The following is a 21,242-nucleotide window of genomic DNA, read 5'->3' on the forward strand; positions in this document are numbered from 1 at the left end:
GGGCGTGTCCGGCTACGCGGCGCCCGTCCGGCGGCTGATCAGGGCGGCGAGGCCGTCCAGGATCCGTTCGAGACCGAAGTCCAGGGCCTGGTCACGGCCGCCGGGCTCGGCCATGGCGGCGGCGACGGCGGGGTAGCGGTCGGCGTGCCGGTGCACCACCGTGCCCAGGGCGGCGAGCAGGTCGGCCTCGGGGGAGCCGTCCGGGCCGGCGGCGCGGGACTGTTCGGCGATGCTGCGGACGTGCCCGGCGAGCAGCACGGCGGCGTCCATGCGCTCGGGGCCGGTCAGTCCGTGGCCGTCGAGGGCGGCCACCACCCGTTCCAGCCAGGCGAGTTCCCTCGGGCCGATGACCCGGGGGCCGACGGTGGCGTCCAGCAGCCAGGGGTGGCGGTCGAACGATTCGGCCAACAGCTTAGCCCAGGCGGTGAGTTGCTCCCGCCAGCCGAGCGCGGGCCCGGCGGCCGGCGGGTCGCCGGCGGCGGACTCGACCATCAGGGCGACGAGTTCGGCCTTGCCCGGTACGTACCGGTATAGCGACATCTTGGTGAAGTCCAGCAGCCCGGCGACCTTCTGCATGGAGACGGCGCCCAGGCCCTCCGCGTCGGCGATCTCGACGCCCGCCGCGGCGATCCGCTCCAGGCTGAGGGCCGGCTTCGGGCCCCGGGTCGGCTTGGGGGCGGGGCCCCAGAGCAGTCGCACCACGGCGTTCGCCGGGTCGTCCGGCCCGACCGCGCCCTTCGGGGCGACCGTGCCCTTCGGGCCGGTGGTGTCCGCCGCGCCGGTCGCGTCCGCCGGGCCTGCGGGGTTGGCCGGCCCTGCGGGGTTCGCCGCCTCGCTCACGTTCCGCTCCTGTTCCTGTGGTCGCCCCCGGTCCGGGGGTTGCCCTCGGCTTGAACTGTGTCTACCGTACACAGCAAGCAAACAGTGTCCGGTGGACACAGTTCTTCGTCCCTATCGAACGGAGCACTCCCATGAGCACCAAGGTCCTGATCTCGGGTGCGAGCATCGCCGGCCCCGCCCTGGCGCACTGGCTGGGCCGGTACGGATTCGAGGTCACCGTCGTCGAGATCGCCCCCGCGCTGCGCGGCGGCGGCCAGAACGTCGACTTCCGCGGCCGGACCCACCTGACCGTGCTGGAGCGGATGGGCGTCCTCGACGAACTGCGCGCACTCGACACCGGAGGCTCCCCGATGACCTTCCTCGGCCCCGACGGGCGACGACTCCTGCACCTGCCGGCCGAGTTCGCGGGCGGCGAACTGGAGATCCCGCGCGGCGAGCTCGCCCAGCTGCTCCACCGGCACAGCCGGAACCGCGCCGAGTACGTCTTCGGCGACACGATCACGGCCCTGGAGGAGACCCCTCGCGGGGTGCGGGTCGCCTTCCGGCACGGCGCGCCGCGGGAGTTCGACCTGGTGATCGGTGCCGACGGGCTGCACTCCACCGTCCGCCGGCTCGCCTTCGGCCCCGAGCAGCGCTTCGTCCGCCACCTCGGCTACTACGCGGCGACCTGGCAGCTGCCCAACGACCTCGGCCTGCCGCCCGGCTCCCTCGGCCTCAACGTCCCCGGCCGGCTGGCCGCGCTCGGCGGCGACCACCGCGACCCGACCAGGGCGGGCGCCTTCTGCCTCTTCGCCTCGCCCGAGCTGAGCTACCACCGGCACGACCAGGACCAGCAGAAGGCCCTGGTCCACCGGGCCTTCGCGGGCCTCGGCTGGGAGGTGCCCCGCCTGCTGGACAGCCTGCGGGACACCCCCGAGCTGTACTTCGACTCGATCAGCCGCGCCGACGTCCCCAGCTGGTCCACCGGCCGGATCGCGCTGCTCGGCGACGCCGCCTGCGGAGCCACCATCGGTGGCATGGGCACCGGTACCGCCGTGGTGGCCGCGTACGTGCTGGCCGGCGAACTGGCCCGCTCCGGCGGCGACCACCGCACCGCCTTCGGCCGGTACGAGGCGCTGCTGCGCGACTACGCCCGGGGCTGCCAGAAGGGCGGTGACCGCACCGGCCCGTTCCTGGCGCCGCGCACCGCCGCCGGCCTGCGGGTGCGCAACGGCCTGCTGAACCGGCGCTGGATCCTGGACCGGATGCTGCAGCTGGGTCAGGAGGTGTCCAGCGTCGAGCTGCCCGACTACGGGCGCGAGCCGTCCGTCCGGGTCAGTGCTGCGGGCTGATCCGGGTGCCGCCGTCCAGCACCCCCTCCACCTGGACGTTCGCCCGGACCGGGCGCTCCACGGCCAGGGTGTGGTCCGGAGCGGGCCGGTCGGCGGACCAGTCCGGGCCCTTGACGGCGAGCCGGGCGACCCGCCGGCTGCCCGCCGCCAGCAGGAACTCGCTGCCCTGCGGGGAACGCCACCAGGCCCAGCCCACGGTGTCCTGCTCGAACCGGCTGCACGCCCGGCCCGGGCCGCCGCCGGTGCGCTGCGGCCCCCGGGCGGCGGGCAGCAGGACGGCGGTGGCGGCGCTGCCCTCGCCGGTCCAGCGGTCGGCGCGCAGGCAGACCCAGGACGCCGAGCCCGCGTTCTGCGGCAGCGGCTGCACCGCGAAGGCCCACAGGTTGAGCTGCTTGACGCCGGGAGTGCCGTCCGGAGCCGCGCAGCCCGCCCGGGCCCAGGCCTGCAGCGCGTCCGGGCCGGTGGCCTCGCGCGGCTCGCGCGCCGGCTGGTTGCGGTCCGGGGGCGGCGTGTAGCTGAGGTGGGCGGGGACGAGCCCGCCGAGGTCGGCCAGCAGGAAGGCGTGCTTCTCCGCGATGACGGGGGAGGAGTGCAGTTGGAGCACGGTGGCGCCCCGGCAGTCCGTCAGCACGCCGCCCGGCGCCGCCGGGGTGAGGCCGTCGGGGTGCTCCAACGGGCGGGCGGGGGTGTCGGGCTGGTCGATCCGGCGGGTCTCGGCGGCCTCCACCCAGGGGGCCAGCAGGTAGCGCACGGAGGTGCCCTGGCGGCGCAGCACCACCGCGCCGGCCGTCGTGACGTCCGAGTCGTCGGCCCGGGCGAGGTCGAGGCCGCCGCCGCGTCCGTCGGTGTAGCGGGCCAGCCGCTGCCCGTCGTACAGCAGGACGACGGCGGCGCCGTCCACCGTCCCGGCGTAGAGCAGCCGTGGCGCGGTGACCGGCGGCGCGGTGTCCGCGCCCGGTTCGGCGCGGGTCTGCGGGCCGGGACGCTCCCAGGCGGTCAGCGCGCGGCCGAGCAGCGCGGCGTCCTCGCGGCGGTCGCCGCGGGCCGGCCAGGCGGTGAAGTCGACCCGGGCGGTGTGCTGCCACAGGTCCGCGGGCACCCGGACCAGGTGCGCCGGATCGGCCGTGGCGCCGGCGGGCGGGGCGGGCGCCGGCCGGGTGGTGGAGGCGGCGGGGCCGGTGCCTGTGAGCACGGCGGCCGTGGTGGTGAGGCCGAGCGCGCCGACCAGCAGCACGGCGGTCAGCGCCCGGCGGCGGCGCAGCAGGTCGGTGGGCTGGACCCGGACGGCGCACGGGTCGAACGCGGACGGGTCGAACGCGGACGGGTCGAAGCTCCTCGTGTCGAACGCGGACGGGTCGAAGGCGCCCGGCTCCGGGGCGGACGGGTCCGGCTCCGCCTCCGAGCCGACGCCGGCTGCCGCGTGGAGGGCCTGCTCGGGCTGCTCGACCCCGGCGTGCCGCAGCACTTCCGCGGCCTCCGCGCCGGTCAGCCCCTCCACGGCGCGCAGCGCGAACGCGGCCCGGGCGGGTGCGTCGAGCGCCGCGAGCGCGTGGTCCAGTGCGGCGTCCTGTTCGCCGCCGTGCGGGGTGAACAGCCGCAGGCCCCAGACCCGGGGTGCCAGCAGCCGGCGGGCGGGACGGGGGCGCAGCGCGTCGCGCAGCACCCGCAGCCGCAGTGCGGCGTAGACCGGGTCCTCGTCGGCCGGCGCCGGGTCGACCGGGCGGGACCAGCGGGACGGCAGGGCGCGCTGGACGGCCGTGTGGGCGGCGAGGACGCGGCTGTGCCGGTCGCGGTCCGCGGGCAGCGCGAGGTACGCGAGCCGGACCAGCCTGCGGTAGTGGCGCACCAGGGCGGCCTCGGCCCGGGCCACAGGGCGCGCGGCGGTACCCCGGGCGGGCGCCGCCGAGTCCACCGTCCGTTCTGCCAACGGGCCCTCCCCGGAGTCGTCGGTGCTGTCGTGGTGGACGGTCCAACGAGTCGATCATGTGATGGTTGCGCCGTCCGGGGTCGCCGGCCGCCCGCGGGCCCGCTGCTGCGGCGGCGGGGGCGAGGGGGTGCGGGGTCGGGGGTGCGGCCGCGCCCGGGTGTCGCCGGGAACGTGCGAGCGGATGTCGGAGGGGTGTTCGGCCAGCGGGGGCCTTGGTCCCTCCCGTTCAGCCCCTTGGCCCCTGGCGGTCCGCGCGGCCGGGAGCGATGCTGCCGGTACGGCCGGGACGATCCGTGCCCGGGCGGAGTAGCGTCGTGGACGAGGTGAACCGGCGTGCGGCATGCCACCGTCGAATCAGTGATGACCAGCCCCGTGGTCCGGGTCGCGCCCGAGACCGGCTTCCGGGAGATCGTGGCGCTGTTGACCGACTACGACATCACCGGGGTGCCGGTGGTGGACGCCGAGGGGCGGCCGCTCGGCGTGGTGTCCGAGGCGGACCTGCTGCGCACCCTGGCCGCGCAGGAGGATCCGGGCGCCCTGCTGCCGGCCCCGGAGGCGGCGCCGCCTCCGGGGCCGGGCGGGGCCGTCACCGCCGCGGACCTGATGACCGGGCAGCCGGTCTGCACCACCCCCGGCACCAGCGTGGTGGCGGCGGCCCGGCTGATGAGCCGGCACGGGCTGAAGCGGCTGCCGGTGCTGGACGAGGAGGGGCGGGTGATCGGCATGGTGAGCCGCGGGGACCTGCTGCGGGTGTTCCTGCGCGAGGACCGGGTGATCCGGCGGGAGATCGTGGAGGAGGTGCTCGGCCGGGTCGAGGGGGTGAGCCCGGCGGAGGTAGGCGTCGAGGTCGACCAGGGGCGGGTGGTGCTCAGCGGGACGGTGCCGGAGCAGCACCTGGTGCCGATCGTGCTCAACCTGTGCCGCTCGGTGGACGGCGTGGTGTCGGTCACCGACCGGCTGGAGGCCGGGGGAGCGGCCGCACCGGTGGGCTGATCCGCCGATCGTTCGAGCTGCCCGGCACGGACCGGGGCGATCCGGTTCGCATACTGCGGAGCGTATCGGGTAACTCACTCTGTGTGCCCGGCGGTTCGGACCCCCGGGGCGCCGGAGCCCAGGGGAGGCGGCCGTGGCAGTCGTGTTCGACGCAGACTTCACTTCGACCAGGCAGTGGATCGCGGGGCGCAGCAGCGCCTATCCCCGGATGGGGCCGACCAACCGGAGCGACCACAAACTCGACTACCTCGGCCGCGCCTACTGCCCGGGCGGCGTGTTCACGGCCGTCCGGCGACTGACCGGCGGGCTGTGGACCTGCAGTCTGCTCACCACCGAGGGCAGCCCGGACGGCTTCCAGGTGCACACCGGAGACGTCGTGTCGGCCCGGGTCACGCTGCCCCTCCAGCTGGGCGCCTGGCCGGCGATCTGGACCTGGCGGGACGGCGGCAACGAGGTCGACCTCTTCGAGTACCACCCCGACAACCCGGACCTGCTGGAGATCTCCAACCACGTCCGGGGCGGCTTCCGCTACTGGCACGGCGCCGGCGCCGGGATCGCGCCGGGCGCCACCTTCGACCTGCGGGTCGTGCTCGGCGCCAACTCGGTGGACTGGTACGTCGACGGCCAGCTGGTCTACGCGGACCTGCACGGGGTCGGCCCGGGCTGGCACGCGTACCTGATCGTGAACCTGTCGGTCGCGGACGGGACGTACCACGACCGGCCGCCGCTGGGCGGGCCGGACCGGCTGAGCTGGGTGTGTCACAGTCTGCGGGTCGAGCGCTGAGAGGTCCAGCACTGAGAGGTCCAGCACTGAGGGGTCGGGCGCTGAGGGGTCGGGCGCTGAGGGGGCGTGGCCGAGCGGACGGGGCCGAGGGGAGTCGGCAGGTCTCAGGGGGCGAACCCGGCGGTGATCGGGCCGCGCGGTCCGGAGCGCTGGAACCAGACCGTCCGGCGCTGCGGGCCGATGTGGGCGGGGTGCGTCACGTACAGGTCGTCGCGCGGGGCGCGCTCGTTGCCGGGTGACAGCGCGGCGTCCACGGCGCGTTCGGCGAGCGCGTGCAGCAGGGCCGTGGCGGTGGCCTCGGCCGCGTCCGGCGCGATGGCGAGCGCGGTGAGCTCGTCCCAGAGCGCGGTGGACACGTAGGCCACCGGGGAGTGCCCGAGGGCCGGGTGGGGGTACGGGTCCCCGTGGCGCCGGAGCACCCCGGCCGCGACGAGCTGCTCGGGTGAGCGGCGGTCGGCCGGCGGGTGGTGGTTCATGGGCGGCAACGCTACCCCGGTGGCGGCGCACCGGGCGCCGGAACGTTTTCTCAGACTTTCCTCACGACGCTTCGGCCGGTCGCGGGCGCACGATGGTGGTAAGGCGCTCATCGCCTCGACGGGCCCCGCGGCGGGGCCGGAGGAGGAGGTCCTGATGAGGCACTGGCACACGAACGGGTACGGCCACGGCCACGGGCTGGGCGGCTGGGGCATCGCGATCGCGGTGATCGGCTCGCTGGTGGTCCTGGTGGTCCTGGTGCTCGCCGCCATCGCCCTGTTCCGGTACATCACCCGCTCGCGGCGGCCGGTCCCGTACGGGGCGCCGGCCGCGGGTGCGGGTCCCGCGGCGCCGGGTGCCGGCCGGGCGGGTCCGGGTTGGGGCGGGGCCCACGGGTCGGCGGCGGGCCCGACGCCCGAGCAGGTGCTCGCGGAACGGTTCGCGCGCGGCGAGATCGACGCGGAGGAGTACCGGCACAGACTCGACACGCTCCGCTCGGCGGACGGGCCGGGCGGTGGTTGACCCGGGCCGGTGACCCGGGGGCAGGGGAGGGCCCGCCGCACCGGGGTGTGCGGCGGGCCCGTGCGCGGTCCGCGCGGCACCGTCGGCCGTCAGGGGAGCGGACCTTCGGCGGTCGGTCGCGGAGGTCCGTGTGCGGCCCGGCACGGCCCGGGCGGGGGCTGGTCCGGCGGGAGTCGGCCGCCGGGCGCGGCCCGGGCCGGGCGCGGCGACTACTCGACGACGAGCTCGACCGGGATGTTGCCGCGGGTGGCGCGGGAGTAGGGGCAGACCTCGTGGGCCTGCTTGACCAGCAGCTCGCCGGTCTCGCCCGCGAGCGCCTCGGGCAGCTCGACCCGCAGCACGACGGCCAGGCCGAAGCCGGCGCCGTCCTTGCCGATGGACACCTCGGCGGTCACCGAGACCTCGCTGGTGTCGACCCGCGACTGGCGCCCGACCAGGCCCAGCGCGCTCGCGAAACAGGCCGCGTAGCCGGCCGCGAAGAGCTGCTCGGGGTTGGTGCCCTGGCCGTTGCCGCCGAGCGCGGCCGGCATCGCGAGCGCGAGGTCCAGCTGCCCGTCGGAGCTGACGGCGCGGCCCTCCCGGCCGTTGGCGGTGGCGGCTGCGGTGTAGAGCGCGTCCATGGTCCGTTCCCTTCGTCTCCTGTGGCGGCCGCGGGGCCGCCCTTCGCCATCAAGTAGAGCACGCAATTCAATTGCGCACAACTCAATCGCGCGGATGCGATCGGTACGATGGGGGCATGACCACGCTCCCCGGCATGGCGGACGAGGAACTGCTCCGCCTCGACCAGCAGATCTGCTTCTCGCTGAACGCGGCCTCCCGCGCCTTCGGCGGCGTCTACCGGGTGCTCCTCAAGGACCTCGGGCTCACCTACCCCCAGTACCTCGTCATGCTCGTGCTCTGGGAGGACGGCGAGCTGCCCGTCAAGCGGATAGGCGAGCGCCTGCGGCTCGACTCCGGCACGCTCTCCCCGCTGCTGAAGCGGCTGGAGGCGGCCGGGTTGGTCCGGCGCGAGCGCAGCCCGCAGGACGAGCGCTCCGTCACCGTCGCCCTGACCGCGGAGGGCGCCGCGCTGCGCGAGCGCGCCGGGCAGGTGCCGCGCCGGCTGCTCACCGCGACCGGGCTGCCCGTCCAGGACCTGGCCGCACTGCGGGTGCTGCTGGAGCGGGTGACCGTCGCGCTGGACTCCTCGGCGGTGGAGCCCGTGCCGTAGGGGCGGGGCCTGTGCCCCGGGGGTCGGGCCCCGCGTCGGGGGGCCGGGTGGGGTGGCCGGTGCCGTGAGGCTGTCAAGTCGGCGGCCCGTCAGGTGTGACGTGGGTCACGTGGCCCGCGCGGTGCGGCGTGCCCCGGCGGCGAACCGGCAGGTCAGCGGTGGTGTTCGGAAGTGACCGGAAACGGTCGCCAATTGTCCGCCCGATCCGGTCGACAACCCGCATCCCCCGGACGGTTACACCACGAGCCCCCAAGGGGCCGTCGGCGTGCCACCCGGTGGGCCGGCCAGCTGACCCACGGAAGGGGGGCGTGTGTGCTGAACACCCCCGGGCCGGGCGAGAGGCGGGGCCTGCGGGCGGACCCGCTCGACGACCTGCCGGCCGACTTCGAGGCCTTCTTCACCCGCGAGAACCCCGGCTACCTCCGGTACGCCCAGCAGCGCCTGCGCCACCGCGAGGACGCCCAGGACGCCGTCCAGAACGCGGGCGCCACGCTGTACAAGAACTGGCGCCGCGCCCTCGCCAGCGCGGACCCGCGCGCCTTCGCCTTCAAGGTCGTCAAGGACGCGGTGGTCGACCAGCTGCGCGAGCGCCGCCGGGCCGAACGCAAACGGCTGCGGGTGATCGCCCAGCACCGGCCCGACACCAGCCAGGACGAACTGGAGCGGCTCGCCGAACTCGACGCCCTGGACTGGGCCATGGAGGAGCTCACCCGCGCCGCCCCCGTCCAGGCCGACGTCGTCCGGCTGCGCCAGTCCGGCCTGTCCTACCCCGACATCGGCCACGCCCTCGGCATCGCGCACACCACCGCCCGCACGTACTACAGCCTCGGCCGGCGCCACCTGGAGTACCTGCTGGAGCACCCGGACGACGGGCCGGCGCAGTGAAGGTCGCCGAGCTGCTGCGCGCGGACGCCGCCGTGCTCGAGCGCGAGCTCCGCGACCACGACCCGGCGGCGTTCACCCGCCGGCTGGCCGAGCGCCTGGCCGCCGCCCGCCGACCCGCCCCGACCGCGCGCGAGCGGCCGGCCCGCCCGCCCGCGGCCGCCCGTCCGCCGCACGCCCACGACCGCGCCCCGGGGGCCGGCGGGCGGGCCGAGCTCCGCCGGGACCTGCGGCACCTGTGCGCCGCCGTGGCGGGAGCGGCGGAACCGGGGGAGCTGGCGCTGGACCTGGAGCTGGCCGAGAAGACCGCCTTCCGCACCCTCGGCTGCCTGCTCTACGGCATGGGCCGCGCCGCCGACGGCGTCTTCTGGTGGCGGATCGCCGCCCAGTACGGCGACCAGCTGGCCGTGCACTGCCTGGCCGTGCACTACACGGCCGAGGGCGAGGCCCGGGACGCGGCCCGCTGGGCCGCCCAGGCCCAGGACCTCAGCGCCCCGGGCCGGCTGCCCGCGCTCGCCCCTGAGGCCGGTCCGGCCGGCGCGGCGCGGCTGGCGCGGACGCTGGCGGAGGACTACGACGGGGAGATCCTGCTGACGCTGCGGGACGTGCTGGACGTGCGCCCCGGCGCGGACGACGGGCCGCGCCTCGGCCTGCGGTCGGTGCGCGGGCGGGGGGTGGTGCGGATCCGCTGAGGCGGGTGGGCGGCGGGCCCGCGGGCCGCCCGCCCGGCCCCGGGCCCGCAGGTGGGCGCGCAGGCGGACGGGAGGCCTCAGGCGAGCGCGGTGAGGGCGTCGCCGAGGTACTTCGCCCCGAGCACCGCCAGCACCGTGGTCGTGATCGCCGTGTTGTGGGCGGCCATCCAGGCCTTCCACTCGCCGAGCACCCGGGCCGAGCGGTAGCCGCCGAGCAGGTCGACCCCCAGCGGAACCAGCGTGCACAGCGAGCCGACCAGCACCATCAGCGCGCCGGCCGCCGCCTCGCCCCCGGGGCCGGCGCCGCTGGTCGCGATCGAGGCGGCCCCGCCGACGGCCAGCACCAGGTTCTTCGGGTTGGCCGCGACCAGCACGACCCCCAGTCCGGCGGACCGTCCCGGGGTGAAGCGGTCGACCGCCCGCATCCACTCCGGCGGCGCGGCGACGTGCCCCTCGCGCGGGCGGTCGCGCCACTGCTTCGCGGCCAGCAGCACGAACAGGGCGCCGAGCGCCAGCCGCAGCCAGGACGACCAGGTCGGGGCGGCGCCGCCCGGGCCCGTGCCGCCGCCCGCCAGCACCACCACCGCCACCACCCCGGCCAGGCCGGCCACCCAGCCGGCCGTGAAGGCCGCGCCGCAGGCCCGCCCGCGCGGCGTGGCGAGCATCAGGACCACGGTGACCAGTGCGAGCGGACTGATGGCGATGCCCACCGCCGACACCAGCATCGCGCCGACCGCCTCGCCCATCCCCACTCCCGCCTCCGGGCCGCCCGACCGGGTCCGTCGGCACCGGTGCTCCGTTCCGTCGCCCGACGCGCGTCCCGCCCATTCAGCTACGGCCGGGGCCGCCGTGCACGGGCTCCGCCGCCGTCCGGGTGAGTCGCCGGGTCGGGGCGGGGTGGGCCGGGTCGGGTCGGGGCCGGTCGGGGCGGGCCGGGTCGGGGTCGAGCCGGGGCGTCGCGGTGGGCCAGGCGGTCGGGCCCGCAGCCGGGGCGGCGCCCGCGCCGAACGCCCGAGGGCCGCCGCACCTCACCGGTGCGGCGGCCCTCGGGCGCGTCACTCGTCACTCGTCACTCGTCACGCGGGGGACCCGGGCGATCAGTCGTTGCCCGACTCGATCGCCGCGTTGTCCAGCGCGGTGGACTCCGCCGGGTCAGCGTCGGAGCTGCCGGCCGCGATCGGTGCGGCCCCGCCCGGGGACAGCTCGCCGATCAGGCCGCTCCACGGCGCCAGCTGGCCGTGCACCGCGTACTGCTCCAGCTTGCTGCGCGAGTCGGCGATGTCCAGGTTGCGCATGGTCAGCTGGCCGATGCGGTCGTCCGGGACGAACGCGGCGTCGACGCTGCGCTCCATCGACAGCTTCTCGGGGTGGTAGCTGAAGTTGGAGCCCTGGGTGTCGATGACCGAGTAGTCCTGGCCGCGCCGCAGCCGCAGCGTGACGCTGCCGGTGACCGGGTGGCCGATCCAGCGCTGCATGCTGTCCCGGAGCATCAGCGACTGCGGGTCGAACCAGCGGCCCTCGTAGAGCAGCCGGCCGAGGCGGCGGCCCTGGGTGTGGTACGTGGCGAGGGTGTCCTCGTTGTGGATGGCGTTGAGCAGCCGCTCGTAGGCGATGTGCAGCATCGCCATGCCCGGGGCCTCGTAGATGCCGCGGCTCTTGGCCTCGATGATCCGGTTCTCGATCTGGTCCGACATGCCGAGGCCGTGGCGCCCGCCGATGCGGTTGGCCTCGTGGACCAGGGCGACGGCGTCGGCGAACTCCTGGCCGTTGATCCGGACCGGGCGGCCGAACTCGAACTCGACGGTGACGTCCTCGGTCGGGATCTCGACCGCCGGGTCCCAGAAGGCCACGCCCATGATCGGGCTGACGATCTCCAGCGAGGCGTCCAGGTACTCCAGCCGCTTGGCCTCGTGGGTGGCGCCCCAGATGTTGGCGTCGGTGGAGTAGGCCTTCTCCGCGGAGTCCCGGTAGGGGAGGTCGCGCTCGGCGAGCCACTCCGACATCTCCTTGCGGCCGCCGAGCTGGTCGACGAACGCCTGGTCCAGCCACGGCTTGTAGATCCGCAGGTTGGGGTTGGCGAGCAGGCCGTAGCGGTAGAACCGCTCGATGTCGTTGCCCTTGTAGGTGGACCCGTCACCCCAGATGGAGACCTCGTCGTCCTGCATCGCGCGGACCAGCAGGGTGCCGGTCACGGCGCGGCCGAGGGGGGTGGTGTTGAAGTACGTCTGCCCGGCGGAGCGGATGTGGAAGGCGCCGCAGGCGAGCGCGGCGAGGCCCTCCTCGACCAGGGCCGCCCGGCAGTCCACCAGGCGGGCCTGCTCGGCGCCGTAGGCGCGGCCACGGGCCGGCACGTCGGCGAGGTTGGGCTCGTCGTACTGGCCGATGTCGGCCGTGTAGGCGTAGGGGACGGCGCCGTGCTCGCGCATCCACGCGACCGCGACGGAGGTGTCCAATCCACCGGAGAATGCGATGCCGATCCGTTCACCGACCGGCAGCTTGCTCAAGACCTTCGACATGAATGCACCCTTGACCCGCGCGGCGCGGGCTCCTGACTTAGCGACGTGTGAGTGGGATTCGGCGTATCCGATGCCCCGCACTTTGGCATAGGTTTGCAGAGTAACGCAAGAGAATACGATCGCGTACGGCGGGGGCGGTCGCTCGGGACGCCGCCGCCCGCCGCGGCCGGCGGTGTCAATCCGGCCTTCTCGCAGTCGTGTTGGGCCGGCCGTCGGCTTCCGGTCGGGCTGGTTCCGGGGTCGAGGTGGTCGGTCGTGGGGCGGGGACCGGGCGGTCGGGGTCGGGAACGGGGTGGTCGGAGCGAGGTCGGGGGGCGGGCTCAGGGGGTGGGGTCGGCGTCCGGGCCCTGGGTGCGCAGGCGACGGACGTGCTCCAGCGACTCGCGCAGTTCGGTGAGCCAGCTGTCGGAGTGGCGCTGCACCAGGCGGACGCACCAGGCGAGCGCCTCGCTGCGGCTGCGGGCGACGCCCGCCTCCACCAGCGTGTCGAGCACCTGCCGTTCGGGCTGGCGCAGCCGGGTCATGACGGGGGAGGAGACGGTGGTGAACATGCCCCGCAGGTCGCCGCACTCGGCGCCCCAGGAGACCTTGCGGCCGTAGCGGCGCTCGGCCTCGCGGGCGACGCCGATCCGGGCGTCCCTGGTCCGGTCGCGGAACTCGGCGATCCGGCCCTCGAAGGCCGCCTCGCGTTCGGCGTCCGGCGCGGCGCCGTCGAGGTCCGGCTCGGGGATGCGGCCGACGACGGTGATCTCCTCGCGGTCGGCGGTGATCTCGACGATCTCGGTGTAGAGGTCCGCGGGGAGGCGGCCGGTGAACCATCCCCGGAGTTCTTCGGGTGAGGTTGTAATCATGTAATCAGCATTACTCGCTGTGCGGAGATGGGCAAGGGCCGGGACAGGACCCGTGGTGACCGATTCAGCGTGCGGCGGGTACGGACGTCCGAGGAGCCGGCACCCGGGCGCGCAGCCAGGCCGTCCGGGCCGCGAGCACGCCGATCCCCAGGGCCACCAGGTGCCCGGCGTCGGCCAGTTGCTGGTCCAGCGCCCAGGCCACGGCCAGGGCCGCCGCGAGCACCGGCGGGCCGTACCGGCGCAGCGGTGCCGGGCCCAGCGCCACCAGGCAGCCGACCGTCGCCACCAGCCCGTAGCTGATCCCCACGTCACGGGCGCGGGACAGCGCCCCCGGGATCCGGGCGGTGAGCATCACCCACATCGCGCCCTCGGTCAGCAGCGTCGCCCCCAGGTGACCGGCGACGAAGACCGCGCCCGCCCGGGCCGGCCCCCAGCGCCACTCCGCCAGCCCCAGCGCCACCGCGACCGCCGCGATGCCCGCCCAGGCCGGCACCCCGTCGACCACCAGGCCGCTGGTGAACATCGTCCACCACTTGCCCACTTCCATGTGGTGGACGTTGCTGCTGTTGTGCCGGACGAACCGGGCCCGCGCCGCGTGGCCCTGACCGGCCAGCCACCAGGCCGTCACGGTCAGCAGCAGCACGTACGCGGTGGTCAGCCGCAGCCGGGCCGCCACGCGCAGCGCCGGGTGGCGGGTGTCGGGTCCGGAGCCGGTACCGGCGCCCCGGTCCGCGGGGGCCATCGTTCCGCCGTGCTGCCTCATCGTGCCCGTCGCCCCCGCTGTGCGCTGCCCGGTGCTGCCCCGGGTGGTGGTGACCGGTGCTGGCGCCCGGCCGGTCCCCGGCGGCCCGCCCCGGCGGTCGGATCGCCAGCGTACGCCAGCCGCCGACCCCGGCAGGGCGGCCGCGGGCGCCCCCGTCCCCCGATTGCAGCAGCGGGCCTGGCAGGTACGGGCCGCAGCACGGAGGGTCGGGAGGAGGGCGGTGAAGGGAGGCGGACCGGATGCGTGACGCCGACGGCGACGGACTGGACGGCGGGTTCACCTCCGCCGTGCTCGAGGCGCTGTTCACCTCGGCGCCCCTGGGCCTGTACGTCCTCGACGGGGACCTGCGCGTCCTGCGCTACAACACCGCCGCGCGGGGACTGCGCGGCCTCCCCGTCGAGGAGGTCCTCGGCCGGCGCCTGGACGAGCTCGTCGAGGGCTTCCGCACCACCGAACTCGCCGCGCTCGCCCGTGAGGTGCTGGCCACCGGGCGGCCGCTGCGCGGCTACCCGCTGCGGGGCCGGCTGCCGGACGCGCCGGAGCGCGAGGCGGCGGTCTCGGTCTCGGTGTTCCGTCTGGAGGGCCTCGCCGCGGACCGCCACGGACTGGCCGTCGCCGTGGAGGACGTCACCGAACGGGAGGCCGCCCGGGACCGCCTCGACGTTCTGCACGAGGCCCACCGGCTGATCGGGACCACCCTGGACGCCGTCACCACCGCCGAGCAGCTCGCCGAGGTCGTGGTGCCCGCGCTGGCCGACGCCGCCGTGGTGCACGTGCTCGACGAGCTGCTGCGCGGCGAGCGCCGCCGGCCCGGACCGGTGGCCGCCGACCGCCCGTTGCGCCGGGCGGCCGTCCGCACCGCCGGCCCCGGCTGGTCCCTCGCCGGCGACGCCCTGGAGACGCTGCCGTTCGCGACCCCGTTCAGCCGCGCCCTGGAGGACGGCCAGGCGCGCCTGATGGCGCGGCTGGACGACGACGGTGCCCGGGCGGCCCTGGGCGCCGAACGCGCCGACCGGCTCGCCGCCGCGGGCGTCCACTCGCTGATGACGCTGCCGCTCACCACCGCCGACGCCGTCCAGGGCGTGCTCACCCTCTACCGCGCCGCACGCCCGGAGGCCTTCACCGGGGACGACCTCGACCTCGCCGAGCAGGTCGCCTCCCGCGGCGCCCTGAGCATCGACAACGCCTGCAGCTACCTGCGCGAGCGGACCACCGCCACCGCCCTGCAGCGCCACCTGGTGCCCAGCCGCACCCCCGAGCTCTCCGCCGTCGAGACTGCCCACCTCTACCTGCCCGCCACGGCGGGAGGGGACTGGTTCGACGTCATCCCGCTCTCCGGCGCCCGGGCCGCCCTGGTCGTCGGGGACGTCTTCGGCCACGGCCTCGAGGCGGCCGCGGCGATGGGCCAGCTGCGCACCGCCGTCCGGAGCCTGGCCGTGCTCGACCTGCCGCCGGACGAGCTGCTCGCCCGGCTCGACGAGACCGCCGCCCGACTGGACGGGACCACCGCCCGGCCGGACCCGGCGGACCGGTCCACCGTCCCGGCCATCGCGACCTGCACGTACGCGGTCTACGACCCCGTCACCCGGCAGCTCACCGCCGCCCGGGCCGGGCACCCCGAGCCGCTGCTGGTCTCGCCCGACGGCACCGTCTCCCGGCTCGACCTGCCGCCCGGAGCCGCCCTCGGTGCCCCGCCCGGGCAGCGGGAGGACCCGTACGAGGCGCTCACGATCGAACTCGCCGAGGGCACCGTCGTCGGCCTGTACACCGACGGCCTGGTGTCCGGTGACGAGAACGCCCCCGCCGCCCTGCGCCGCATCCTCGCCCAGCCCGACCGCCCCCTGCCGGACCTCGTCGACGCCGTGGCCTACGCGCTCGCCAGCGACCGGGCCGAGGACGACGCCGTCCTGCTGCTGGCGCGCACCCGGGGGCTGCCGGACGACCGGACGGCGAGCTGGACGCTGCCGCACGACCCGGCGGTCGTCGCCACCGCCCGCGAGCTGGTCCGCCACCAGCTGGCCGCCTGGGAGCTGACCGGGCCGGCCTTCGAGACCGAGCTGATCGTCAGCGAACTGGTCACCAACGCCATCCGGTACAGCGAGGGCCCGGTGCGGCTGAGACTGGTCCGCGACCGGCGGCTGATCTGCGAGGTCAGCGACTCCAGCAGCACCTCACCGCACCTGCGGCACGCCCGGGCCACCGACGAGGGCGGCCGCGGACTGTTCCTGGTGCGCCAGCTCAGCGAGCGCTGGGGCACCCGGTACGGCACCCGCGGCAAGACCGTCTGGACCGAACTGGCGCTGCCCGAGGACTGATCCAGCCCTCACCCGGAGGGCCGAACGCGCCCTCGCGCCGCGCCGCGCCCCGGGAGAGGGTGAAGCCCGGGGGGACCGCGCGCGGACCGTGGAGGAGGCACCGATGAGCGGCAGCACCACCCGGGCGGGCGAGCTGCACCGGCGCCCCTGGTGGGCCCGCCTCGCGCACGCCGCCTGGGCCTACGTACGCCGCGCCCCGGGCACCTACGTCTGGCTGGCGATCCTGCTCGTCACCACCCAGGTCATCCGCCACGTCGACCCGCTGACCGCGGACCGGATCCTGGAACGGCGCTCGACCAACCTGCACCACCTGCAGACCTCGCCGGTGCGCGTGCTGATCACCAGCGCGCTGTGGATCGCGGGCGGGGGCTGGCTGAGCTACTTCCTGCTCTACAACGTCTTCCACGTGCCCGCCGAGCGCTGGCTCGGGACCCTGCGCTGGATCTCGGTCGCGGCGGCCGCGCACGTCGGCGCGACCTACCTCAGCGAGGGCGTCCTCGGCTGGGCGATCCACCGGGGCCTCGCGCCGCCACGGGCCGTCTACACCCTCGACTACGGCGTCAGCTACGCGCTCGCCGGGGTCGTCGCGGTGCTCACCTACCTGATCGTGCGGCCGTGGCGGTACCTGTACGCCGCGGGCGTGCTGGGGTTCTACGCCCTGGGGGTGGTGCAGAGCCGGGACTACACCAGCGTCGGCCACTTCAGCGCGGTGCTGATCGGCCTGGCCTGCTACCCGATCACCCGGGGGCGGCCGGGCTCCTTCGACCCGGTCGCCACCGGCCGCCTGCTCCTGCGGCGGCTGCCGTGGCGGAGCCCCGGGTGACGCGCCGTGCGGCGTCGTCTGCGCGGTGCGGTTCGGTGCGGCGCGAGCGGCGTGGTCGGGCGGCTCAGCGGAGATGCCGTTCCTCCGGGGAACCGGGATGCCGCTCCTCCGGGGCGGGCGTGGTCAGGTAGGCGTTCAGCGGCGGCTCCTGGGCGAGCACCGCCCCCGCCGTGATCGCGAAGGTGACGGCGACGCAGATCGCGATCAGCCACGACAGGATCATCAGGACCAGGCCCAGGGAGCCGTACTGGCTCAGCGCGCGGTTCAGCGCGCCCGGCATGTAGATCCGGGCGCTCAGCGCCATCGTGGTCACCGCGGTGGCCGTCAGCAGGGCTCCGGGCAGCAGCGGGAGCCACAGGACCCGGCCGCTCAGCAACAGGTGGGTGGTCCACCACCAGACGATCAGGGACACCAGGAAGGTCAGCGGCAGGCCCAGCCACAGGCCCGCGCCGAAGCCGCTGCGCAGCGGGCCCTGGAACATCAGGACGGTCACCCAGCCCACGATCCACAGCACCCACCGCCACGCCGCGACCCTGGTGGCGGCCTTCGGCAGCCGCCACGCCCGCTCGCACACCCGGGACACCGCCCTGCTGCAACTGGTGGCCGACAGCAGGGCCATCACCAGGCCGATGTACCCGCTGGTCTCGCGGAGGTCCCCGGTGCCGTACAGCGACTGGTGGAGCTGCTGGTCCGCGGAGCCCGAGATGCCGAACAGCGAGCGGACCGACGAGACCAGCTGGTCCCGCACCCCGTCCGGGGCGAACGCGGCCACCGCGAACAGCAGCGGGACGGAGGTCAGGAAGACCTGGGAGGCCATCCGGGTGGCGGCGTCGAGCAGGCCGGGGGAGAGCAGGCGGGCCGTCAGCTCGGTGATCACCGGGAAGCGCCGTTCGGCCTCGGCCCGTCCGTGCTCGAACCGGGTGCGGGCCCGGACCAGCCGCGCCTGCCAGCGGGCGGCCACCTCCCTCGCCGACACCATCCCTCGGTCCTCCCACAGCCGGGCAACGATCGGCACCAGTCAAGGCGAGGCCGGGACGCTCCGCCACCGGGGGAGCCCGTTCGGGACGGCGGTGGCCTCGACGGACGTCCGGCGCCCGCCAGGCGGTGGCCGTGGTGCGGCGTGCGCGGCGCCTGCGGGGAGGTGAGGCCTGCCGGCGGCGAGGTCTCGGGACCGTGCGGTCGTCGCCAACTGCCCGCTCCTGTCAGGCCTTTCACCTGTCCGCGTCGCCACCTCTCCGGGCCGGTGTCTCCGCGCCGGTGTCTCCGCCGCCGGTCGGCCTGGTGAGGTCAGCGCGTGCAGGAGTACGTGAAGGTGGTGTCGGCCCGGAGGGCCTGCGGGGCGAGGATCTCCACGACGGCGTCGGCGCGCATGCTGCCGGGGCCGTCGAAGGTCCAGCGCAGCACCAGGCCGACCTGGCGCTCCCCGGAGCGGACCGGTTGGGACAGCTCGCCGGAGGTCGTGCCGTCGCTGCGCAGCCAGTGGTAGCGGATGGTGCCCGGGTGGCCGTCGGTGGTGACGGTGGCGGTGATGACGGCCGTCCCGCCGCAGGACGGCCCGGCCGCCGGATCGGCGGCGACGGTGACGCCGGTGACGGTGAGCGGCGGGTCGGTGCGGCAGCGGTTGAGGAGCAGGGCCAGCAGGGCGAGCAGCACGGCCGCCCAGACCAGCCAGCCGGCCGCCCGGCGCCGGGCGGGCCGTCGGGGCGGATCGACGGGCGCGGCGGTACCGCGCCAGGCCGCGGCGGCCCGCGGGGGGACGCCGGGGCCGAAACGGCGCAGCTCGGGGGCCGTCGGCGCGGGGGCGGGCTGGGGGACGGGTCGGGGGGCCGGCCCGGGGCCGGCCTCGGAGGTGGCGGTCACGGTGGCGGTGGTGGTGGGTGGGGTGGCCCAGGCGGTGGGGTCGAGGGCGGTGGCGACCGGAGCCTCCTCGGCCCGGTCGACGGGGCCCGGGCGGCCGGTGGCCGGGGTGGGGTGGGCGGGCGCGGGTCCGCCCGGGGTGAGGCGTTCGGTCGGTTCGTCGTCGGGAGCGGGTCCGGTACGGGGCACGGGGTCCTCCAGGCTCTGACGGGGCGGGTGGCAGGGACTCCGCCGGGCCGTTGCCCGGCCCGGGTGGTGGCGGGGCGGATCAGCCGGGCTCGTGGCAGCCCGGGGAGTACAGCTCCCGGTAGGTCGTCGAGGCGCGTTCGGAGAAGGGTGCGGTGGCCACCTGCAGCCCCCACTGCAGCCAGTTGTCCCCGGTGCCGAACTGGTGGCGGACCGTCACCGTGGAGCGGCCGACGGCCAGTTTGACCGTGTCGCTCGCCACCACCGTCGAGGCCGGGTCGCGCGGGGCGGAGTTGTGCATCCAGTTGATCTCCAGGGTGGCGCCGGGCGGCCCGGAGGTGACCACGGTGACGTTGGCCTGGACGCCGTAGCCGCCGTCGCAGGCGATCGAGTCGATGTTCAGCGAGGTGACGCGGACCGGCGGCGGGCTGGTGGTGGGGGGCTTGCTGGTCGGCGGGGTGGTGGGCGGCGTGCTCGGTGGGGTGGTCGGCGGTGTCGTGGGCGGGGTGGGGACGGTCGGCGGGTGCGGGGGTGTCGTCGGCGGGGTGGTGGGCGGGTGCGGCGGTCCGGAGGTCGGCCGGCCGGTGTTGCCGCCGGTGCCTCCGTTGCCGCCGCCGGTACCGCCGGTACCGCCGTTGCCTCCGTTGCCGCCTCCGGTACCGCCGTTGCTGCCGGAGGAGCCGTGCGAGGGGGATGTGAACGGCGACGGCGAGTGCGGTGCGGTGGGCGACGGTGAGGGCGACGCCGTGCCGTGGTCGGCGGCCACGGTGGGCGGAGCGGCGCGGCCGGACGGCTCCCCGGTGGTGCCCCCGGCCGCGGACAGCGTGGTGGTCGCCAGCGGCATCGGATCGCCCGCGACCGTGCGCTCGTTGCGGTCGGTGACCCCGGCCAGGGCGATCCCGGCGATCGACGCCAGGACGAGGGCACCCGTCACCGCCCCGATGCCCAGCCGGGCCGGTCTTCGCGATGCCCGCCGCCGTACGGGCCGCCGCACCGCCGTCGCGGTGGCCGTGCCCGTGCCCGCGGTCAGCACGGTGCGGGCGAGGGCGGTCGTCCCGGCGGCGGCCGGGCTCGGCCCGGGCCACGGCAGCAGCGCCGCGAGCAGGGCCACCAGGGCCGCGAGGTCCTCGTGCCCGCGCTCCTCCCACCGTTCGCCGTACCCGGCCGTCGCGACCGCGTCGAGCCGGCGGACGAACTCGGCCGCGCCCGCGGGCCGGTCCGCGGGTCGTTTGGCGAGCCCGGCGCGGATCAGCGGCCGGACCGGCTCGGGGACCAGCTCCTCGGGGACGGGCGCGAACCTGTGCTGCTCGCCGATCGCGCCGATGCCCTCGGCGGTGAACGGGCGGTGGCCGACCAGGCACTCGAAGAAGGTGACGGTGGCCGCGTACACGTCGGCGGCGGGCGCGGCGGGGGCGCCCTCCCACTGTTCGGGCGCCAGGTAGGCGGGCGTGCCGGAGACGTCGCGGTCGTCGCCGCCGGGCACGGCGATGCCGAAGTCGACGAGTTTGGAGGCCCCCTGACGGTCGACCAGGACGTTGGCGGGCTTGTAGTCGCGGTGTACCAGCCCGGCCTCGTGGGCGGCGGCCAGGCCCAGCAGGGAGCCCTTGAGCACGGTGAGCGCCGCCTGCGGGGTGGTCGCCCCCAGCTCCTTCAGCAGGGTGCGCAGCGAGAGGCCGTCCACCAGCTCCATCACGAGCGCCGGGGACGGCCCGCCCTCCACGTACTCGTAGAGCCGGGTGACGTGCGGCGAGTCGACCCTGGCCAGCATCTCGGCCTCCCGGCGCAGCGCCGGGCCGCCCAGGCCGTCGTGCAGGTACTTGATCGCGACGGGTGTGCCGGTGGCCTCGTGGAGGGCGAGCACCACCCGGCCGCCGGCCCCCGCCCCGAGCTCCCGCTGGTGCCGGTACCCCGGCAGCTCCCAGCCGGTGGTGTCCCGTGCGGTGTCCTGTGACGCGTCGTCGTGCATCCCGACCCCCTCGGCTCCGGGCCGCCGCCCGTGCTGCGGCCGTTGCCATCGACGCGGCCGTGGACGGCCGGGTTCCCGCTCCGGAGGCCGTCCGAACCCCCGCCCGGGGGTGGGTCGTGCACCACCTCCGCGTTCCCGCAGGCAGGCCGCCCCACCTGGCCTTTCGAGGATCTGGGACGCACCGGCGCACTCGGGAGTCGCGCGCGGAGGCGGCTCGCGCCCGTCGTGCGCGACAGCGCCCCGACGAGGGCTCCCGGCGGGCCTGACGCACCGTCACCGGGGTGGGGCGTCGGCGAGGGACGCCGGGGGC

At 76.1% G+C, this 21,242-nt stretch carries 20 protein-coding genes; 9 read left to right on the top strand and 11 right to left on the bottom strand.

Features of this window, described 5'->3' with window-relative positions; genetic code table 11:
- Positions 1 to 12 precede the first annotated feature (12 nt).
- Positions 13 to 693: a TetR/AcrR family transcriptional regulator C-terminal domain-containing protein gene (locus tag AB0N04_RS09625; protein ID WP_360206568.1), complete on the bottom strand. Its 681-nt coding sequence runs from the start codon at positions 691 to 693 to the stop codon at positions 13 to 15.
- Positions 694 to 971: 278 nt separating this feature from the next.
- Between AB0N04_RS09625 and AB0N04_RS09630 the strand changes: the two genes are divergently transcribed.
- On the top strand, positions 972 to 2,171 hold the full coding sequence (locus AB0N04_RS09630) for an FAD-dependent monooxygenase (RefSeq protein WP_360206165.1): 1,200 nt from the start codon (positions 972 to 974) through the stop codon (positions 2,169 to 2,171).
- Here the strand turns inward: AB0N04_RS09630 and AB0N04_RS09635 are convergent.
- Entirely contained in the window at positions 2,155 to 4,098 is a 1,944-nt protein-coding gene (locus AB0N04_RS09635) for a hypothetical protein (protein WP_360206162.1), read from the bottom strand. The genes AB0N04_RS09630 and AB0N04_RS09635 overlap by 17 nt on opposite strands.
- 360 nt (positions 4,099 to 4,458) lie before the next feature.
- Between AB0N04_RS09635 and AB0N04_RS09640 the strand changes: the two genes are divergently transcribed.
- Both AB0N04_RS09640 and AB0N04_RS09645 read left to right on the top strand, forming a co-directional pair.
- Positions 4,459 to 5,091, top strand: a complete 633-nt coding sequence (locus tag AB0N04_RS09640; protein WP_360206159.1) for a CBS domain-containing protein — start codon at positions 4,459 to 4,461, stop codon at positions 5,089 to 5,091.
- Between the two features lie 133 nt (positions 5,092 to 5,224).
- Positions 5,225 to 5,875 (top strand): beta-glucanase, encoded by a 651-nt coding sequence (locus AB0N04_RS09645; RefSeq protein WP_360206157.1) that lies wholly within the window; start codon positions 5,225 to 5,227, stop codon positions 5,873 to 5,875.
- Between the two features lie 104 nt (positions 5,876 to 5,979).
- Here AB0N04_RS09645 and AB0N04_RS09650 read toward each other — a convergent pair whose 3' ends face one another.
- Complete coding sequence (locus AB0N04_RS09650) at positions 5,980 to 6,351, bottom strand: hypothetical protein (RefSeq protein WP_360206155.1); 372 nt, start codon at positions 6,349 to 6,351, stop codon at positions 5,980 to 5,982.
- Between the two features lie 154 nt (positions 6,352 to 6,505).
- Here AB0N04_RS09650 and AB0N04_RS09655 point away from each other — a divergent pair, with 154 nt between their 5' ends.
- Entirely contained in the window at positions 6,506 to 6,871 is a 366-nt protein-coding gene (locus AB0N04_RS09655) for an SHOCT domain-containing protein (RefSeq protein WP_360206152.1), read from the top strand.
- 209 nt (positions 6,872 to 7,080) lie between these two features.
- Here AB0N04_RS09655 and AB0N04_RS09660 read toward each other — a convergent pair whose 3' ends face one another.
- On the bottom strand, positions 7,081 to 7,491 hold the full coding sequence (locus AB0N04_RS09660; RefSeq protein ID WP_360206149.1) for an organic hydroperoxide resistance protein: 411 nt from the start codon (positions 7,489 to 7,491) through the stop codon (positions 7,081 to 7,083).
- Between the two features lie 116 nt (positions 7,492 to 7,607).
- Between AB0N04_RS09660 and AB0N04_RS09665 the strand changes: the two genes are divergently transcribed.
- The 3 genes from AB0N04_RS09665 (at position 7,608) to AB0N04_RS09675 (ending at position 9,655) form a co-directional block, all read left to right on the top strand.
- Complete coding sequence (locus AB0N04_RS09665; RefSeq protein ID WP_360206146.1) at positions 7,608 to 8,081, top strand: MarR family transcriptional regulator; 474 nt, start codon at positions 7,608 to 7,610, stop codon at positions 8,079 to 8,081.
- A gap of 312 nt (positions 8,082 to 8,393) precedes the next feature.
- Positions 8,394 to 8,966, top strand: a complete 573-nt coding sequence (locus AB0N04_RS09670; protein WP_360206143.1) for a sigma-70 family RNA polymerase sigma factor — start codon at positions 8,394 to 8,396, stop codon at positions 8,964 to 8,966.
- Positions 8,963 to 9,655 (top strand): hypothetical protein, encoded by a 693-nt coding sequence (locus AB0N04_RS09675; protein ID WP_360206140.1) that lies wholly within the window; start codon positions 8,963 to 8,965, stop codon positions 9,653 to 9,655. Before AB0N04_RS09670 ends, AB0N04_RS09675 begins: the two co-directional genes overlap by 4 nt.
- A gap of 77 nt (positions 9,656 to 9,732) precedes the next feature.
- Here AB0N04_RS09675 and AB0N04_RS09680 read toward each other — a convergent pair whose 3' ends face one another.
- The 4 genes from AB0N04_RS09680 to AB0N04_RS09695 form a co-directional block, all read right to left on the bottom strand.
- Positions 9,733 to 10,401 carry a GAP family protein gene (locus tag AB0N04_RS09680; RefSeq protein WP_360206137.1) on the bottom strand — a complete coding sequence of 223 codons (669 nt, stop codon included), beginning with the start codon at positions 10,399 to 10,401 and terminating at the stop codon, positions 9,733 to 9,735.
- A gap of 351 nt (positions 10,402 to 10,752) precedes the next feature.
- The gene (argG, locus tag AB0N04_RS09685) at positions 10,753 to 12,171 is read right to left on the bottom strand and encodes an argininosuccinate synthase (RefSeq protein ID WP_360206135.1); all 1,419 of its coding nucleotides are present in this window, start codon (positions 12,169 to 12,171) and stop codon (positions 10,753 to 10,755) included.
- 320 nt (positions 12,172 to 12,491) lie between these two features.
- Positions 12,492 to 13,022 carry a hypothetical protein gene (locus AB0N04_RS09690; RefSeq protein WP_360206132.1) on the bottom strand — a complete coding sequence of 177 codons (531 nt, stop codon included), beginning with the start codon at positions 13,020 to 13,022 and terminating at the stop codon, positions 12,492 to 12,494.
- Between the two features lie 64 nt (positions 13,023 to 13,086).
- Positions 13,087 to 13,764: a rhomboid-like protein gene (locus AB0N04_RS09695; protein ID WP_360206130.1), complete on the bottom strand. Its 678-nt coding sequence runs from the start codon at positions 13,762 to 13,764 to the stop codon at positions 13,087 to 13,089.
- Between the two features lie 260 nt (positions 13,765 to 14,024).
- Between AB0N04_RS09695 and AB0N04_RS09700 the strand changes: the two genes are divergently transcribed.
- Entirely contained in the window at positions 14,025 to 16,100 is a 2,076-nt protein-coding gene (locus AB0N04_RS09700; RefSeq protein WP_360206127.1) for a SpoIIE family protein phosphatase, read from the top strand.
- Between the two features lie 103 nt (positions 16,101 to 16,203).
- Positions 16,204 to 16,923 (top strand): rhomboid-like protein, encoded by a 720-nt coding sequence (locus tag AB0N04_RS09705; RefSeq protein ID WP_360206125.1) that lies wholly within the window; start codon positions 16,204 to 16,206, stop codon positions 16,921 to 16,923.
- A gap of 64 nt (positions 16,924 to 16,987) precedes the next feature.
- On the opposite strand, the gene AB0N04_RS09710 is transcribed toward AB0N04_RS09705, so the two are convergent.
- From AB0N04_RS09710 to AB0N04_RS09720, 3 genes are all read right to left on the bottom strand, one after another.
- Positions 16,988 to 17,902, bottom strand: a complete 915-nt coding sequence (locus AB0N04_RS09710) for a ribonuclease BN (protein ID WP_360206123.1) — start codon at positions 17,900 to 17,902, stop codon at positions 16,988 to 16,990.
- A 308-nt stretch (positions 17,903 to 18,210) separates the two neighbouring features.
- Complete coding sequence (locus tag AB0N04_RS09715; RefSeq protein WP_360206120.1) at positions 18,211 to 18,969, bottom strand: hypothetical protein; 759 nt, start codon at positions 18,967 to 18,969, stop codon at positions 18,211 to 18,213.
- A gap of 79 nt (positions 18,970 to 19,048) precedes the next feature.
- Positions 19,049 to 20,932 (bottom strand): serine/threonine-protein kinase, encoded by a 1,884-nt coding sequence (locus AB0N04_RS09720; protein ID WP_360206117.1) that lies wholly within the window; start codon positions 20,930 to 20,932, stop codon positions 19,049 to 19,051.
- Positions 20,933 to 21,242: the final 310 nt, after the last annotated feature.

The sequence above is a fragment of the Kitasatospora sp. NPDC051702 genome, from assembly GCF_040681575.1.
Classification (GTDB): Bacteria; Actinomycetota; Actinomycetes; order Streptomycetales; family Streptomycetaceae; genus Kitasatospora.

Coding starts and splice junctions, on each gene's coding strand:
- AB0N04_RS09695 (WP_360206130.1), bottom strand. CDS start 13,764: ATGGCCCCCGCGGACCGGGGCGCCGGTACCGGCTCCGGACCCGACACC.
- AB0N04_RS09655 (WP_360206152.1), top strand. CDS start 6,506: ATGAGGCACTGGCACACGAACGGGTACGGCCACGGCCACGGGCTGGGC.
- AB0N04_RS09630 (WP_360206165.1), top strand. CDS start 972: ATGAGCACCAAGGTCCTGATCTCGGGTGCGAGCATCGCCGGCCCCGCC.
- AB0N04_RS09720 (WP_360206117.1), bottom strand. CDS start 20,932: ATGCACGACGACGCGTCACAGGACACCGCACGGGACACCACCGGCTGG.
- AB0N04_RS09660 (WP_360206149.1), bottom strand. CDS start 7,491: ATGGACGCGCTCTACACCGCAGCCGCCACCGCCAACGGCCGGGAGGGC.
- AB0N04_RS09710 (WP_360206123.1), bottom strand. CDS start 17,902: ATGGTGTCGGCGAGGGAGGTGGCCGCCCGCTGGCAGGCGCGGCTGGTC.
- AB0N04_RS09690 (WP_360206132.1), bottom strand. CDS start 13,022: ATGATTACAACCTCACCCGAAGAACTCCGGGGATGGTTCACCGGCCGC.
- AB0N04_RS09640 (WP_360206159.1), top strand. CDS start 4,459: ATGACCAGCCCCGTGGTCCGGGTCGCGCCCGAGACCGGCTTCCGGGAG.
- AB0N04_RS09680 (WP_360206137.1), bottom strand. CDS start 10,401: ATGGGCGAGGCGGTCGGCGCGATGCTGGTGTCGGCGGTGGGCATCGCC.
- AB0N04_RS09650 (WP_360206155.1), bottom strand. CDS start 6,351: ATGAACCACCACCCGCCGGCCGACCGCCGCTCACCCGAGCAGCTCGTC.
- AB0N04_RS09705 (WP_360206125.1), top strand. CDS start 16,204: ATGAGCGGCAGCACCACCCGGGCGGGCGAGCTGCACCGGCGCCCCTGG.
- AB0N04_RS09700 (WP_360206127.1), top strand. CDS start 14,025: ATGCGTGACGCCGACGGCGACGGACTGGACGGCGGGTTCACCTCCGCC.
- AB0N04_RS09665 (WP_360206146.1), top strand. CDS start 7,608: ATGACCACGCTCCCCGGCATGGCGGACGAGGAACTGCTCCGCCTCGAC.
- argG (WP_360206135.1), bottom strand. CDS start 12,171: ATGTCGAAGGTCTTGAGCAAGCTGCCGGTCGGTGAACGGATCGGCATC.